Origin of the sequence: Lysinibacillus cavernae (genome assembly GCF_009724685.1) — a bacterium.
Classification (GTDB): Bacteria; Bacillota; Bacilli; order Bacillales_A; family Planococcaceae; genus Lysinibacillus; species Lysinibacillus cavernae.
Window position 1 is genome coordinate 155234 of the sequence record NZ_WMEF01000008.1, and the last position, 14603, is coordinate 169836.

17 protein-coding genes and 1 riboswitch are annotated in these 14603 nt (G+C 38.1%); of the genes, 10 read left to right on the forward strand and 7 right to left on the reverse strand.

Translation table 11 applies throughout. The features are described from left to right. Nucleotides 1–110 precede the first annotated feature (110 nt). Nucleotides 111–503, reverse strand: coding sequence for a ribonuclease HI family protein (locus GJU32_RS15990; protein ID WP_155592956.1), 393 nt, complete (start codon nt 501–503; stop codon nt 111–113). A gap of 160 nt (nt 504–663) precedes the next feature. On the opposite strand from GJU32_RS15990, the gene GJU32_RS15995 reads away from it, so the two are divergent. After that, nucleotides 664–855 carry a zinc-finger domain-containing protein gene (locus GJU32_RS15995; protein ID WP_155592957.1) on the forward strand — a complete coding sequence of 64 codons (192 nt, stop codon included), beginning with the start codon at nt 664–666 and terminating at the stop codon, nt 853–855. A 74-nt stretch (nt 856–929) separates the two neighbouring features. Here the strand turns inward: GJU32_RS15995 and GJU32_RS16000 are convergent, their stop codons facing one another. Together GJU32_RS16000 and pepF are read right to left on the reverse strand one after the other, a co-directional pair. Next, the gene (locus GJU32_RS16000) at nt 930–1913 is read right to left on the reverse strand and encodes an SEC-C domain-containing protein (RefSeq protein ID WP_155592958.1); all 984 of its coding nucleotides are present in this window, start codon (nt 1911–1913) and stop codon (nt 930–932) included. A 227-nt stretch (nt 1914–2140) separates the two neighbouring features. Continuing rightward, nucleotides 2141–3958, reverse strand: coding sequence for an oligoendopeptidase F (pepF, locus tag GJU32_RS16005; RefSeq protein WP_155592959.1), 1818 nt, complete (start codon nt 3956–3958; stop codon nt 2141–2143). Nucleotides 3959–4177: 219 nt separating this feature from the next. Here pepF and GJU32_RS16010 point away from each other — a divergent pair, with 219 nt between their 5' ends. Continuing rightward, entirely contained in the window at nt 4178–4618 is a 441-nt protein-coding gene (locus GJU32_RS16010; RefSeq protein WP_155592960.1) for a Dps family protein, read from the forward strand. Nucleotides 4619–4811: 193 nt separating this feature from the next. Next, nucleotides 4812–5246, forward strand: coding sequence for a general stress protein (locus tag GJU32_RS16015; RefSeq protein ID WP_155592961.1), 435 nt, complete (start codon nt 4812–4814; stop codon nt 5244–5246). A gap of 121 nt (nt 5247–5367) precedes the next feature. On the opposite strand, the gene GJU32_RS16020 is transcribed toward GJU32_RS16015, so the two are convergent. Then, entirely contained in the window at nt 5368–5724 is a 357-nt protein-coding gene (locus GJU32_RS16020) for a hypothetical protein (RefSeq protein WP_155592962.1), read from the reverse strand. 162 nt (nt 5725–5886) lie between these two features. Further along, the gene (locus GJU32_RS16025; RefSeq protein WP_155592963.1) at nt 5887–6786 is read right to left on the reverse strand and encodes a DMT family transporter; all 900 of its coding nucleotides are present in this window, start codon (nt 6784–6786) and stop codon (nt 5887–5889) included. Nucleotides 6787–6920: 134 nt separating this feature from the next. Here GJU32_RS16025 and GJU32_RS16030 point away from each other — a divergent pair, with 134 nt between their 5' ends. The 5 genes from GJU32_RS16030 to GJU32_RS16050 all read left to right on the forward strand — a co-directional run bounded on the left by GJU32_RS16030 (nt 6921) and on the right by GJU32_RS16050 (nt 10821). Continuing rightward, complete coding sequence (locus GJU32_RS16030) at nt 6921–7799, forward strand: LysR family transcriptional regulator (RefSeq protein ID WP_155592964.1); 879 nt, start codon at nt 6921–6923, stop codon at nt 7797–7799. A gap of 74 nt (nt 7800–7873) precedes the next feature. Continuing rightward, nucleotides 7874–8548: a phosphopantothenoylcysteine decarboxylase domain-containing protein gene (locus tag GJU32_RS16035; protein ID WP_155592965.1), complete on the forward strand. Its 675-nt coding sequence runs from the start codon at nt 7874–7876 to the stop codon at nt 8546–8548. Between the two features lie 104 nt (nt 8549–8652). Beyond that, nucleotides 8653–9255, forward strand: coding sequence for a TetR/AcrR family transcriptional regulator (locus GJU32_RS16040; protein ID WP_155592966.1), 603 nt, complete (start codon nt 8653–8655; stop codon nt 9253–9255). Continuing rightward, nucleotides 9239–10333: a DUF418 domain-containing protein gene (locus GJU32_RS16045; RefSeq protein WP_155592967.1), complete on the forward strand. Its 1095-nt coding sequence runs from the start codon at nt 9239–9241 to the stop codon at nt 10331–10333. Before GJU32_RS16040 ends, GJU32_RS16045 begins: the two co-directional genes overlap by 17 nt. A 168-nt stretch (nt 10334–10501) precedes the next feature. Beyond that, nucleotides 10502–10598, forward strand: a riboswitch (SAM riboswitch). A 67-nt stretch (nt 10599–10665) separates the two neighbouring features. Continuing rightward, complete coding sequence (locus tag GJU32_RS16050) at nt 10666–10821, forward strand: YezD family protein (RefSeq protein ID WP_155592968.1); 156 nt, start codon at nt 10666–10668, stop codon at nt 10819–10821. 88 nt (nt 10822–10909) lie between these two features. On the opposite strand, the gene GJU32_RS16055 is transcribed toward GJU32_RS16050, so the two are convergent. Beyond that, a complete protein-coding gene (locus tag GJU32_RS16055) occupies nt 10910–11395 on the reverse strand; it encodes a flavin reductase family protein (protein WP_155592969.1) in 486 nt (161 codons plus the stop codon). Nucleotides 11396–11549: 154 nt separating this feature from the next. Here GJU32_RS16055 and GJU32_RS16060 point away from each other — a divergent pair, with 154 nt between their 5' ends. Next, a complete protein-coding gene (locus GJU32_RS16060; protein ID WP_155592970.1) occupies nt 11550–12335 on the forward strand; it encodes a VOC family protein in 786 nt (261 codons plus the stop codon). 44 nt (nt 12336–12379) lie between these two features. Here the strand turns inward: GJU32_RS16060 and GJU32_RS16065 are convergent, their stop codons facing one another. Beyond that, on the reverse strand, nt 12380–12580 hold the full coding sequence (locus GJU32_RS16065; protein WP_004269397.1) for a cold-shock protein: 201 nt from the start codon (nt 12578–12580) through the stop codon (nt 12380–12382). A 216-nt stretch (nt 12581–12796) separates the two neighbouring features. Between GJU32_RS16065 and GJU32_RS16070 the strand changes: the two genes are divergently transcribed. Further along, on the forward strand, nt 12797–14476 hold the full coding sequence (locus GJU32_RS16070; RefSeq protein ID WP_155592971.1) for a formate--tetrahydrofolate ligase: 1680 nt from the start codon (nt 12797–12799) through the stop codon (nt 14474–14476). The last annotated feature ends 127 nt before the right edge of the window (nt 14477–14603 follow it).

The following is a 14603-nucleotide window of genomic DNA, read 5'->3' on the forward strand; positions in this document are numbered from 1 at the left end:
ACACTTTCTAGCATTTTTTCATAAAATATTTAAATTGGGGGATAGTAAATAACTGAATAAAGGGGAAAAGAAAAAGAGACTGTTTACAAAAGACAGTCTCATGGATTGTGTTAGCCATTTTTGCTTTGGATCGCTTTTCGTGCCAAGGCATCAGCTGCTTTGTTTTGTGAATCCGGCACCCATTTGATAAAAAATAAATCAAAACTAGTGGCGAGCGATAAAGCTTTTTCCAAATAAGGTTTAAATTCCTCATTTTTCACATATTCTTTTTCCATAGAAGCGACAACGATTTTGGAATCGGAGCGTACGGATACAAGGGTGGGGCCTAGCTTTTGTGCTTCTTCGAGTCCGCGAACTAATGCAGTGAATTCAGCAATGTGGTTGTTTGTTTCACCAATATACTCACTGATTTGGATATGATGACCTTCCCCTTTAATAAATAGTCCGATACCACTTGGACCAGGATTTCCTGCACTGGCAGCATCTATATAAACTTCTAACATAGCATCCCTACTTTGCAATGAGACTTCCATATAATTGTACTACAAGGATAGTAAATAGTGCCTGTTAAAAATTAAACAAACAAAATAGTTGATTGTTCAATTTGAACGCTTCATAATAGTAGGAAGTGAATTTTGGACGTGAAAGGAGCGAGAGTTCAACATGGATAAAGTGACAGTTATGAAGGATATTGACGAACTGCATGATACGTATTGTGCGGATTGCTTAGTGATCAAGCATTTACGTAAAGACCGTGGTAAACCAGGAGCTCATCGTTTCTGTATTGAGTCCTGTTCAGTTGGAGAAAAGCTACAGTTTTTAGGAGAAGAGCTTTTGAAAGTTTATAGTAAATAAGTATCCAAGCACATAAGAAAAAGCTACATTTATTAGCAATACGCTAACAAATGTAGCTTCTTTAATTATAACGATTATTTTGTTTCAGCATAGTTACTTAAGTCTTGGTAATACTTTGTTAGAGAAGAAGCAGAAATATCGAATGTCGCAGCGATTTCTTTCACTGTCATAGAAAGGGATTCAAATAGCTCTTTCTCCTGACCATAACGAATCGCACCAGCAGCAATGGCCGCTTCTTTCCGAGCAGTAGGTTGTCCTTCAATTAAATAATCTTCTAGTAGCTCGAGCATCGGAGCTGTATCACGATCATTTTGCTCTAAGAAGTCTTTTACTTGCGTAAGGACAGTGCTCTCAAAGTTGGTAAATTCCTCACCTTTATAGCCATTTGATACAAGTAACTCCCAGAAGGCTAGGTGCTCTTCTTTTAAGAATGCGCTAACCTTTTTCTCGGATGTTTCAAATTTTTTCTTAAATTCTTCAAATACTTTTGCATGATTTTCAGGGAAGAAAATCAGTGTAGACACAGCTAAATAATGTGTCGATTCCTTCGTTCCATCTGGTAAGATAAAGGCAAATACGTGCATACCTTCAGGAATTGGTTTGTCATTTTCACGACGAATATAAAGCTCTTCATTTGTAAGTAAATGACTAGCTTTGAAATATTTTTCCTCAACAACAGACACCGTACCAATAAATAAAGTCGGTTGAGACCAGTCTTCAAGTACTTTGACAGTAGAAGGTCTTACTGCCTTTTTCTTCGTTTTCTTTAAGTAGCTTTTCCAAATAGATGGCTCTTGATGGAAGAAAAAGTCGTCTAAAGCAATGGCTTCAATTAGCTCACGCTGTAGAACACTCTCTAATTTAGGCTGCCATGTGCCCACATGCTCGATATACGCACGAACATCTTTACGTTCGGGATATTCTAAGAAAAATGTTTGTAGCACACGCTCTAATTCCTCGATTTGTACTGTTTCCACTGTTACTTGCTGTTTGCCTTCACAACATTTTTTATATTTTTTGCCGCTACCGCATGGGCATGGATCATTACGTTTTACCATAATTAGAACACTTCCTTCGAAAATTGTTAATCGTATATTGCTAAATAATTTGCGTACTCTTAATAATAACGGTACTTGTGTATGAAGAAAAATAATTGTCTATTTTGAAATATCTAAAAAATATGGAGGGACGCCCTGATTCTAGTATATGTACGTATTCGTTCACTTAGAACTAAAAAAAGAAAACGATCTACACTTTTAAAGTGCAGTACCGTTTTCTATACAATCTATTGTTGTTGAACAGCCTCTATTTCCAGTGTCAGACGTTCTAGCTCATCAATTAAATGGCCGATATAGGCAATCGTATCACGAAGCGGTTGGTCTGTTGTAATGTCAACACCTGCCATTTGAGCTAACTCTACTGGTGATTTTGTTCCGCCAGCCTGTAACACAGCTAACCATTCTGCAACAGCTGCATCTCCCTCTTTTAAAATACGTTGAGACACTTGTGTAGAAATCGTTAAACCAGCACTATATGTGTATGGATAAAGACCCATATAATAGTGAGGTTGACGCATCCATGTAAGTTCAGCACCTTCAGAAATGTCGACTGTATCACCCCAGAAATCTTCCAGCACAGAACGTTTTAATTGATTTAAGATGGTTGCATTGACAGCTTCACCAGCATCAATTAATTCATACACTTTACGTTGATAGGCAGCTTCTAGTAAATGAGTAACAAAGTTATGGTAATACGTTTTCGAAACAATATTAGAAATAACCCAACGTTTAAAGCGAAGATCATCATTATGTGTTAGTAAATAATTGGCTAACAGCATTTCATTCATTGTAGAGGGTGCTTCAATAAAGTACAGAGAAGGTCGACTATTTAAATAAGATTGATGTTCATGTGTGTTTGCAAAATGACCTGCATGACCAAGTTCATGAATAAGGGTAAAGACTTCATTCATGCGTTCATTCCATGACATCAATATATAAGGGTGACTTCCATACGGGCTTGAACAGAATGCACCAGTAGATTTTCCTTTGTTAGGTGCATAGTCAATCCAACGTTCATTGAAGGCTCTGTCCATTAAGTGATTGTAGTCTTCGCCCATAACGGCTAATGCCTTTTCTACATACTCTTTCGCCTCAGCCATTGATAGTTTTGGATCATAATCAGGATCAAGGGCAATTTTTAAATCCGCAAATGTCATGTGGTCAATGTCATTGGCTTTTTGTATTAATGTTGCATAACGTCGCATATGCGGTGCAAGTTCTTTAGTAATCAAATCAATTTGACGATTATAGAGCGAACGATCGACATCTTGGTCAAATAGTAAATAGTCAATAACAGAGTTAAAACCTCGTAGGTCCGCCATTGTTTTTTCTTGTTGAATATGCGTGTTATAAACTTGTGCCGTTGTATGCTGATAATCACGCAACTTGCTTGAAAAGGCCTTAAAGGCAGCGTGGCGTACTTCTGTATTCGCTTCAAACTCCCAGTCATTTTCGTAAAGGACGAAGCTAAGTGGATGTTTTTCACCATTTGCTTCAAAATCGCCAAAGTTCATATCCACTAATTTTGTCGTATTGTACGTTTCATATGGAGCATCGAAAGTAGCACTAAATGCTGCAAGTGCTTTTTCAACTTCAGGATGTAGCTGGTGAGGTTTTTGCTTTAACAGTTCCTCTAGATAATGTTTGTAAAGAGGGCTTAAGGTTGCCGCTTCTTGTAAAACAGCTTCTTCTAACGCCAGTAATTCACTGCGCACGAAAGATAGAGCACTGCTAACTTTTCCGATGGCTGTACCAAATTTTGCAGCACGCATTTGTGCTACATCATTTGTGCGATCTGTTTCGAGGTTTAAGCTTGCATACGTGCCAATCGGAACAAATCTTTTTTGCAATTCTTCAAAAGCCGTTAACACTTCAATTACTTTTTGTGCATCTGTAATTGTTCCTTGGTATTGCTGCTCGAAGCTAAGTGCATCGTCAACAAGCTGTGATAATGTAGGTTCAAAATCAGCATCATTGTTTAGTAAATCTGTTAAATCCCAAGTTTCTTCTACTGCTACATCTTTTCGTAATGGTAAAACTTCCATTAATAGACACCCCTTTACATGTAAGTGATCTTATTATAACGAAACTATTTCGGAATGTGAAATAATTTAATAGAATAATTGCAATATTCTTAATGAACATCTATTTGCATGATGCATGTTTGAAATATTGTCGGTCGGGAACTATATGTGTATAGCCAACATCTTTTGTAACGCATACTAATGGCTAGAATAATCGAGACATTGGAGGAGACAGGAATTATGACACAAAACTTAAACAAACAATTAAATAAGTTAGTTGCTACATGGTCTGTACTTTATACAAAGTTGCACAATTATCATTGGTATGTCACAGGGAGCGCATTTTTTACACTACATGCCAAATTTGAAGAACTGTATAATGAGACAACGCTTAATTTAGATGAAATTGCTGAGCGCATTCTTTCAAAGGATGGTAAACCAGTGGCGACATTAAAAGAGCATCTAGAGCTGTCCTATGTGGAGGAAGCAACAGGGAATGAGACGACAGAGGAAATGGTAGCAACGACGATTTCGGATTTCCAAAAACTCATGAAAGCATTAAATTCCACAATGGAGCTTGCAGCAGAGGAGGGGGATGATCGTACAGAGGATTTACTTAATGCGATGTATCAATCCCTTGAAAAGCATGCTTGGATGTTAAAAGCATTCCTTGAAAAATAATAATACTACATCATTGCATGTTGGAGAATTTCGATTTTCCAGCATGCTTTTTTTTCTGCTATGAGCGCACTATGACAAATTAGCAACATGTTTTAAAGCGTCATAACAATTATTACAGTTTGGTAAAAAGCGTTTGTTTGTATACAGCAAGGGTAATTACTAAGTAAGCCATACAAAATAGGAGGAATTGAACATGATGAATGAACAAAACCCACAAATTGAGGTGGCCCATACGCGGGATGAAATGCTTCATATTTTAGAAAGTATGCGGTTAGAGGGCTATCTTCAAGAGGATATCCATATCATTGCGAAAGATCCCGAACAGCTTAAGGACGTGAAATGGGATGCCGATGTCCAAACACATGAGGTTGGTAATTGGGTGGACCAATTCAAATCTTGGTTTACAGGCGACTCAGCTGTGACGGAGGGCTTAAAACGATTTAATCTGTCAGAGGGACAAATTGCTTATTATGCACATCTTGTAGAGCAAGGGAGTATCGTTCTATATGCGGAACGTGAAGATGAAATGGATACGCAAGCCCCATCAGAGACAGTTGCCGAGCAAGAGGCACGCTTAAAACAGCAAGAGCGTATGATAGAGGCAGAGCAATATAGAAGATTTTTATAATGATCAAACCAGCGTGATATAGCTCTGGCTCGCTGGTTTGAAAATAGACAAAGTCGTTGTTTCGACTTTGTCTATTTTTTTATCTAGCAAAGCTTTCCTTTCTAGAAAAAAGCACTACTTATTAAATGCCATCTTTATATTTACCAATGTTTTTCTTTGCATTTAAAATCGAAAGAATCGGATCACTTGCTGGCTTTTCATATGGTTGCTTAAACAGGTTGAGTAAATGACTAGATTCTTTATGGTCATGGCTTTGTTTAGTTTCCATCAGGAGTACTCTTTGTCCAGTGGGTTTGACAAGGTATTGACGCACATAGCCATTTTCGTGTCTAATCTCAATTTTTGATTTGTTCTTTTTTGCGTCTTCCTCTTCACTTCCATCCACATGTCTAAATAAATCCAATAGGCTTTCTGTTCTAATAGGTTGATTGAGTTTTGTTGGTAAATAATAGGATGCGTTTCGGGGTTGGATTTGCATATATAAATCTCCTTTATATAGTTCCTGTAAAAATTATACTGTATAGTAAACTATTTTACATGTAGTTGTGCTATAAATTCAATACATAGTAGAAAAGGAAGCTTGAGAGAGAACTCTCAGCTTCCTTTTTCATTCGTAAATAAAGTGACACGACACACTATTTTATTGTATAACTTTTTCCTGTGCTTCCTTCTTAATAAAACGTAAGGCATGGAAGTGTTCTAATTGAGCCACTAAATTACCAATAAGAATAAAGCTACCGCCAATCACTAATTTCACAGTTAAACTTTCGCCGATAAACATCATCGCAAACATAGCTGCAAAAATTGGTTCTAAGGAAAAGATTAGGCCTGTATGTGTAGCAGAAGTGTACTGTTGTGCAACAGTTTGACCAACAAAGCAAAACGCACTACAAATGATACCGAGACCTAAAATAGCAATCCAGGATGTCGTTGAATTTGGCAATGTCGGTGTTTCAAATAGCAATGTTAGGACAAGCGCATAAATACCAGCGAAGCCGAGCTGATAAATACCGTAAGAAATCGATTCTACATTACGAGTAAATGAGCTGTTTAAAAGTAAATAAATTGAATAACATAACGCTGCAATCGCTACTAATAAATCACCTGTATGGAAGGCAAATGAGCCATTCGCCGTTAAGACTGTAATACCAATCATGGTGCAAATAATCGCAAAGCTAACCGCTCTTGACGGTAATTTTCTATCAATGAAACTGCTGAAAATCGGCACTAACACTACAGTTAGGCTTAAAATAAAGCCAGCGTTTGATGCAGAAGTGGATTGTAAACCAAATAAACTTAGCGCGAACACAATGAATAATAAAAATCCTTGGATAGCCGCATATTTTAATGTTTTACCATTTACTTTGATCATCCGTTTATAAAAAATAAGTCCTGCTATGAAAAATGCGATGATGCAACGCAATGCCACCACATTATAAACAGCCAATGTTTCAAGCCCCATGACCATAAAGGTATAAGATAGTCCCCAAAACATTGTAACAATAACCATCAATACATTTGCTTTTCCTTGGATATTCATTATGTTCACCTACCATCTGTGTACTAAAACAGTTTTTATACTAAAAATTACTATATATCTTGTATTGTGATTAGTAAAACGAATGTTTATAATGAATAGAATTAAAAAAATTCATGTATATAGAGGGATTGCGGATGAGCTTAGTTAAATATGAGATTTTAACAAAGGTGGCAGAGGTAGCAAGCTTTACAAAAGCAGCGGATGCATTAGGATTAACACAGTCTGCTGTGAGTCATGCTGTATCAAGTTTAGAAAAAGAATTTGGTTTTGCCCTTATTCATCGAAGTCGTGTAGGTGTTACGCTCACGAGTGAAGGACAGACTATGCTAAGAGCGATGCGTCAGGTCTTGGACGCACAGGAATTATTGCAGCAGGAGGCTGCTCATATTCTTGGTGTTACCCGAGGAAAGGTTCGTATTGGCGTTATTTCAAGTATCTCGTCCAATTGGATGCCAGAAATTGTAAGGATAATGGATAATCAATTTCCTGGGATACAAGTGGAGTTACGAGAGGGAGATTACTATGAAATTGAACAATGGCTACTAAGTGGTGAAGTGGAAGTAGGGTTCTTGAATGGTCAAAAGTCAGAGCAGTATCAATTTACGGAATTACAACAGGACCCGTTATTATGTATAGTCTCTGATAAAAGTCCATTATTTGATAAGACAGAAATTGATATCGTTGACCTAGAGGATGTGCCTTTTATCATGACTTCCTATAAAGGAACAAATGATGTAAAGGTACTATTAGAGCAGTATCATGTGAAGCCAAACATACGCTTTGAGCTGTCAGAGGAGGTAGGTATTATTTCAATGATTTCCCACCACCTTGGGATTAGTATTTTACCTCAATTGGTCATTCAGAATTTGCCTTCAACATTAAAAGCAATTCCACTAAAGCAAGGTGGCTACCGTACAATTGGTATTGCGATGAAACACCACGCTTCACCAGTAACGAAGCAATTTGCCGAAATTTTAAGTGCTTGGTTAAAAGAACAAAGCAGCTCCCTATGATAGTAGCTATTGAAGCATATCCTTGCATTAAGTTAAAATAGTATTTGTATATAATGTAGAAAATAGGTGAATGTATGGGGACATTACAGGGCAAAACCGTACTCATTACAAGTGGGGGAACACTTGAAAAATGGGATCGTGTACGTGGGCATACGAATTTATCAAAGGGGACAATGGGCTGTTATTTAGCAGAGGCAGCACTGGCCGCTGGTGCTAATGTATTATATATGCATGGTTACTTTGCACAGCTCCCAGAAGATCACGACAACATGACATTGATTAAATTCGAAGGTATTGAGGATTTAGGAGAAAAGGTTCGTCATGCTGTACAACAAGAACAAGTCGATATCGTCATTATGGCCGCTGCTGGCTCGGATTGGGTCATTGACAAAGTGTATGATCAATCAGGTAACTTGATGGAGGAGGCAGGGAAAATGCCTTCTGACGAGCCACCTATCATTCATTTTAAAAAAGCACCAAAAGTATTAGGGCAAATCAAGGGCTGGCAACCGAATGTGACGTTAGTAGGCTTTAAGCTGGAAGCTACGAGTGATGAGGAATTTTTACTAGCTCGTGCACGACTGCGTATGGAAACAGCGGATGCACAATTTATGGTAGCAAATAGCTCACAATCTTTATATGGCAAGGATGAGCCTCATTGGATCGTGCCTGCTAAGGGACAAGTAATCAAGGTGATGGGCAAGCAACATACAGCACAAGCTTTAATAGCTTGTTTACAAGGGCAATAATAAGTGAACTGTGGAGAGGGTTATACTTCTGCACAGTTTTTTCTTGTGTAAAATATTGGTTTAATTTATTATTTACTTAACGTTCGGTAAAAAAGGAGGACATTATGGGAAATAAAGAACAAACCTTTCAAAGGATTATAGAAGTAGCCTATGTGATGTTTGCAGAAAAAGGATTTGAAAAAACAAGCTTAGCGATGATTGCAGCCGAGGTAGGTATTTCAAAACCAGCCATTTATTATTATTTTCCATCAAAGGATCAACTGATTGCTTACTTGTTTGAAGAACTTTATAAAGAAATTCAACGTGATATAGTTGTTGATTTCAATGAGCTTTCTCCAACAAATTTTAAAGACATACTGCTGGAGCTTGGTTACAAGTCCATTGACGAGCAGAGTAAGGATCCTTACTTTAATAAAATATTTAATCAATATTTGCTGTTAGCTGCTCGGGATGAAAGCTATATGAATCAATTATTAGCGCTACAAACAAATTTTTTAGCAAGTTTTTATGATGTCCTACAATATGCCGTACAGCTAGGCGTAATAGCTGATCATGGCAACATTGAAGCCAAGGCCCATATGCTAGCCTTGCTGTATGATAATATTGGGAATTTTATGTTAACGAACAGTCCATTGAACTATAAAGCTATTTGGAAGGAGGCAGTAAATTGCGTCCTTCAAGGGGGGAAAGATGACGAAGGTGAATGATCATCGTCGTATTGAAGGGCTAGATTTCGCAAGGGCGCTAGCAATGCTAGGTATGTTCATTGTAAACTTTGGCGTTATTACAGGATCTACTGCCAATGGTTCAAAATGGCTCATTCATTTGCAAAGTCTTTTTGAAGGGCGTGCTTCTGCTGTATTTGTCATGTTGGCGGGTATTGGTATAGCCTTTATGACCCGTCAATCCAGAGAAACGAAAGACCCGCTTCTTATCCAACAAAATAAGCTGACTTTATGGAAGAGATCACTTTTTTTGTTTGTGTTAGGGATGGTGCTATATGCTGTGGGTTGGACAGGTGATATTTTACATTATTATGGTGTTTATATGTTTCTTGCAGCTTTTTTAATAGGAAAGTCAAAGAAAACAATGTTGTTTGTTATTAGTGTGATTTTGATCCTTTCACAATGGCTCCAAATACAATTTAATTATCTAACAGGTTGGCATCCGAAAAATATTTTATTAGAATATCTTGATTTCTGGTCTGCGCAAGGTTTTATGAGAAATTTAGTTTTTAATGGCTACCATCCTGTATTCCCATGGATTTGTTTCTTTCTCATTGGTATGATGATAGGCGATTTAGATATAAGAAACCGTGTAGTGAGAAAGAAATTAATAGCGACGGGTTTCTTGCTATTAACTGTTACTGAAATTTTTTCAAAGGTGATCATTAAAGGTATGACGCAGCATTACTTAGATGTCGAGAGTGCATTGTACTTGTTTGATACGGGACCAATTCCGCCAAATATGATGTATGTTTTATCTAATACGGCTTCAGCTATCATCGTTATTGTGTGCTCCATGTATCTTGTAGAGACATGCCAAAATAAAGGGATAGAAGCTATGATAAAAACGGGTCAAATGTCTTTAACTCACTATGTTGGTCATGTTTTTATTGGGATTGGCATTTTATTCGCTGTCAATAAGATGGAAAATCAACCACTCGTCTTTTCAATGCTTTACGCATTTGGTTATTTTATTGGATGTGTCCTGTTTTCTGTATGGTGGAGAGCAAACCATAAACGGGGGCCACTAGAAATCGTTTTGAGAAAATGGGGCAAATAAAAAATGAAGGTTAGCTAACTATTTACTATTGCTTAGGCATAAAATACATTAGTATAGGCACTTTCATGATGATAATTCTATATTACAAAGTATTCAACTAGGTTTTCTAATATTTTATATTGACATTCGTATAACAGAATTATAGAATTATTTTCAAGAAACGCAGTACTCTTATCAAGAGAGGTGGAGGGATTTGGCCCAATGAAGCCTCGGCAACCAAAAAGATAGGTGCCAAATCCAACAGATGGTATCTGATAGATAGGAGGGGCTATCAATCAGTTTGATGCCTTGGCTCCTTTTGAAAAAAGGATGAGAAAGAAGGGGTGTGTCGTATGGCTCAGTCGGCAAAGGTAGATGATAAGAAATTAGAGGCAATTGCTAAGGCAATTCAAAATCTTGAATTTGGTGAAGTGCATATTACGATTCAAGATGGTGTGATTGTGCAAATTAATAGGCTTGAAAAGCAGAGATTTCCGCAGAAAAAATAAGATGATTTCAGTTGAACGATGTCAAAAGGCCACAAATAAGCATGAAGGATATCCTTTGCTTACAAGTGGCCCTTTTTTTGCGTAAACGTTAGCTATAAAAGCTAGTTGGTATCTGGCCGATATGACGGCGATGATAAAGTAAAGGCTCTTTTTGAGCATTCGTAATGTCTACTACTTGCCCAATAAAAATGGTATGGTCACCAGCATCAATTTGCTGAACCGATTTACATTGTAAAATAGCTGCTGTATCATGTAAAATCGGTAGACCAAAAGATGAAGTCGACCACTGGGCTTGTGCAAAGCGGTCTGGGATTTTACTGGCAAAAAGTGTACATAAATGTTCTTGATCGCTTGCTAAAATATTGACCGCGAATTTTGGCGAAGCCGTAAAATAAGGATGGAGCTGAGATTTTTTATCGAGTGACCATAAAATAAGGAGTGGGTCGATAGAAACAGATGCAAAGGAATTGACGGTTAAGCCAATAGGATTTGTTTCATGACATGTAGTGACAACTGTTACACCTGTTGGGTAATTACCTAATGCTAATTTAAAAGCAGCTACTTGATCTGTCATTCAAATCACCTCTTCATTTTTATAAATTAGTTAATGGAGCTAGTAGGTAAAATGAACTTTTTTTCATATCCTAATAGTAACTCCTTTTCTTAAGTAAATTTTAAACTAAACAAACATACAGGTAAAGGTAATGGGGAAAGAAAGGGGAATGGCCATGACTTTATATTTTGATCATCTGGTTCATCAAGTGGAATCACCAGAAAATATAAAGGTTTTCTTTAATAAACGAAATGTCCATACAGTGAATGGTGGGCAGCACACGATGTGGGGGACTTATAATACGTTAAGCTACTTTGGCTTAAGCTATATTGAACAAATTGCTATCTATGATCGTGATTTATTTGAGCAAGCGGCTCAATACCCTTTTTCCCTACATTATACGTTTAAACGTGATCAAGAGCGCCATGGATTTTCACGAATTGCCTTGCGCACTAAAAAAATTGAGGAAGAGGGTCACCGTTTGCGCGCAATGGGCTTTGAGGTATATGGACCTGATGCTTGCAGTCGAACAAGACCAGATGGCACTGTTGTAGAATGGAAATTACTGCATTTTGGCAAGCCAGATCTTCCAATTGATTTTCCATTTTTGATTGAATGGGCGGAGGAAGATGAAGTGCGCTTGACACAATTAAAGGATAGCGGTGCTATCAATGCAAAGCAGGCTATTAAAATGGAATCTATTCAGTTTTATGTCAGGGATGCGCAAGCAACGGTTCAGCTGTGGCAAGAGGTATTGCAGCTGCCAGAGCCTGAGCAATATGAACAGTATATGTCCCTACAGCTACCGAATATGCGCTTAGACTTTTATGAGGAAGAGATTGCTGCAGCCATGACGCTTGGGCATGTAAAAGAAGGGCCGTTTGGCGTTACACTAAATGATCCTCATCGAACAAGGGAAACACTAGTTTGTCCGGGCGCTTTTTATTGGATCAATCGATAAACAGAAAAAAGGAGTTGTTCATTTACTGAACAGCTCCTTTATGCTTATAATTTCACAACATTTGATGCTTGGGGTCCACGATTGCCTTCCACAACATCAAATGAAACCTTTTGACCTTCTTCAAGTGTACGGAAGCCTTCCTCCTGGATGCCCGTAAAATGTACAAATACATCTTCTCCATCATCACATTCAATAAAGCCATACCCTTTTTCATTATTGAACCACTTTACGATCCCCTGTTGCATAAGCATTCGCCTCCAATGCGCTTGAATGTAAAATAAAGTTAAATAAGTGTTGCTAGTAATGAGAAAAAAATGTGAAAAAATTGCATTTTCTCTTAGAACATACATGAATTGAACAAAGATGTCAATTGATTGTCGAAATGCTTGTGTATCTGGCTTTCTTTTTTTTCACAATTAAGACTATAATGGAAATGAACAACATAGAAAGTAGGATGCCAAATGACAACGAAAAATCAACCATTAACAGATTTAGAAATCGCTAGTCAAGCAGTGATCAAACCTATTACGGAAATTGCCAATGCTGCGGGTATTCCAGAGGATGCTCTTGAGCAGTATGGACGTTACAAAGCAAAGATTGACCCATTAAAAATTACAGCGCAGGGCGAGGATGCAAAGGTCGTGTTAGTTTCCGCAATTAGTCCAACTCCAGCAGGAGAAGGGAAGTCGACGGTTACTGTAGGACTTGCTGATGCCCTTCACCAATTAAATAAGAAAGTGATGGTCGCTTTACGTGAACCATCGTTAGGTCCAGTTATGGGCGTAAAAGGTGGCGCTACTGGCGGAGGCTACGCACAAGTTGTACCGATGGAGGATATTAATTTACATTTCACTGGTGATCTTCATGCGATTACAACAGCCAACAACGCTTTATCAGCTTTTATTGATAATCATATCCATCAGGGAAATGTGTTAAACATTGATCCACGACGTATTATTTGGAAGCGTGTGTTGGACATTAACGACCGTGCGCTTCGTAAAGTAGTCGTGGGTTTAGGTGGTCCTGTACAAGGCATGCCACGTGAGGACGGCTTTGATATTACAGTTGCCTCCGAAATTATGGCAGTGTTCTGTTTAGCAACAAGTATAGAGGATTTACGCGAACGTATTGCTAGCATCGTCATTGGCTATACATTTGAGCGTGAGCCTGTTTTTGTGCGTGATTTACAAGTAGAGGGTGCTTTAACATTATTATTGAAGGATGCCTTTAAGCCAAACTTAGTACAAACATTAGAAGGAACACCTGCCATTATACATGGTGGTCCATTTGCCAATATTGCACACGGCTGTAATTCGATTATGGCGACACAAACAGCTCGTAAGCTAGCGGACATCGTGGTAACAGAAGCGGGCTTCGGCTCTGATTTAGGTGCTGAAAAATTCATGAATATTAAAGCACGTAAAGCAGGCTTTAAACCAAGTGCTGTCGTGATCGTAGCAACGATTCGTGCCTTAAAAATGCATGGTGGTGTACCAAAAACAGCACTTGTCGGCGAAAATGTGGAAGCACTTCTACAAGGAATTGCAAACTTAGCTAAACATGTCGATACAGTTCGTACATTTGGCGTTGAACCGATTATTGCGTTAAATCGTTTTATTACAGACACAGAGGCAGAGTTAGAAGCAGTGCTGAACTGGTGTCAAGAAAATCATGTTCGTATTGCCCGCACAAATGTCTGGGAAGAGGGCGGTAAAGGTGGTCTAGCCTTAGCTGAACAAGTACTAGCCGTGTTAGAAGAAGAAAACAACTTCTCTCCTTTATACGATGTAACAGAGTCCATTGAAGAAAAAGTGCGTACAATCGTGCAAAAGGTATATGGCGGGAAAGATGTACAATTTACAGACCAAGCAAAAAAACAAATTGCCCAGATCGAAAAATTTGGCTGGGATACTCTGCCAATTTGTATGGCAAAAACGCAATATTCTTTATCCGATCAACCAAGTTTACTAGGTCGTCCAGAAGGATTCACGGTAACAATTCGTGAAGTGATTCCAAAGCTAGGCGCTGGTTTCTTAGTTTGTCTAACAGGCGATATCATGACAATGCCAGGACTGCCAAAAACGCCAGCTGCCTTACGCATGAATGTTGATAATGACGGACATGCGGTAGGATTGTTCTAAAATCATGTTTGAAAAGCTGCCCAATGAAGTTGGGGCAGCTTTTTTTAATTCATTATAGGATTTCACGATTTCATAGATGCTGATTAAAAGCTTCTTCTGATTGCTTCAACTCCTGAATAATTTGATC

Excerpts from the sequence above, each read along its gene's own strand:
- GJU32_RS15990 (WP_155592956.1), bottom strand. The coding sequence starts at position 503 with ATGTTAGAAGTTTATATAGATGCTGCCAGTGCAGGAAATCCTGGTCCA.
- GJU32_RS15995 (WP_155592957.1), top strand. The coding sequence starts at position 664 with ATGGATAAAGTGACAGTTATGAAGGATATTGACGAACTGCATGATACG.
- GJU32_RS16000 (WP_155592958.1), bottom strand. The coding sequence starts at position 1,913 with ATGGTAAAACGTAATGATCCATGCCCATGCGGTAGCGGCAAAAAATAT.
- pepF (WP_155592959.1), bottom strand. The coding sequence starts at position 3,958 with ATGGAAGTTTTACCATTACGAAAAGATGTAGCAGTAGAAGAAACTTGG.
- GJU32_RS16010 (WP_155592960.1), top strand. The coding sequence starts at position 4,178 with ATGACACAAAACTTAAACAAACAATTAAATAAGTTAGTTGCTACATGG.
- GJU32_RS16015 (WP_155592961.1), top strand. The coding sequence starts at position 4,812 with ATGATGAATGAACAAAACCCACAAATTGAGGTGGCCCATACGCGGGAT.
- GJU32_RS16020 (WP_155592962.1), bottom strand. The coding sequence starts at position 5,724 with ATGCAAATCCAACCCCGAAACGCATCCTATTATTTACCAACAAAACTC.
- GJU32_RS16025 (WP_155592963.1), bottom strand. The coding sequence starts at position 6,786 with ATGAATATCCAAGGAAAAGCAAATGTATTGATGGTTATTGTTACAATG.
- GJU32_RS16030 (WP_155592964.1), top strand. The coding sequence starts at position 6,921 with ATGAGCTTAGTTAAATATGAGATTTTAACAAAGGTGGCAGAGGTAGCA.
- GJU32_RS16035 (WP_155592965.1), top strand. The coding sequence starts at position 7,874 with ATGGGGACATTACAGGGCAAAACCGTACTCATTACAAGTGGGGGAACA.
- GJU32_RS16040 (WP_155592966.1), top strand. The coding sequence starts at position 8,653 with ATGGGAAATAAAGAACAAACCTTTCAAAGGATTATAGAAGTAGCCTAT.
- GJU32_RS16045 (WP_155592967.1), top strand. The coding sequence starts at position 9,239 with ATGACGAAGGTGAATGATCATCGTCGTATTGAAGGGCTAGATTTCGCA.
- GJU32_RS16050 (WP_155592968.1), top strand. The coding sequence starts at position 10,666 with ATGGCTCAGTCGGCAAAGGTAGATGATAAGAAATTAGAGGCAATTGCT.
- GJU32_RS16055 (WP_155592969.1), bottom strand. The coding sequence starts at position 11,395 with ATGACAGATCAAGTAGCTGCTTTTAAATTAGCATTAGGTAATTACCCA.
- GJU32_RS16060 (WP_155592970.1), top strand. The coding sequence starts at position 11,550 with ATGACTTTATATTTTGATCATCTGGTTCATCAAGTGGAATCACCAGAA.
- GJU32_RS16065 (WP_004269397.1), bottom strand. The coding sequence starts at position 12,580 with ATGCAACAGGGGATCGTAAAGTGGTTCAATAATGAAAAAGGGTATGGC.
- GJU32_RS16070 (WP_155592971.1), top strand. The coding sequence starts at position 12,797 with ATGACAACGAAAAATCAACCATTAACAGATTTAGAAATCGCTAGTCAA.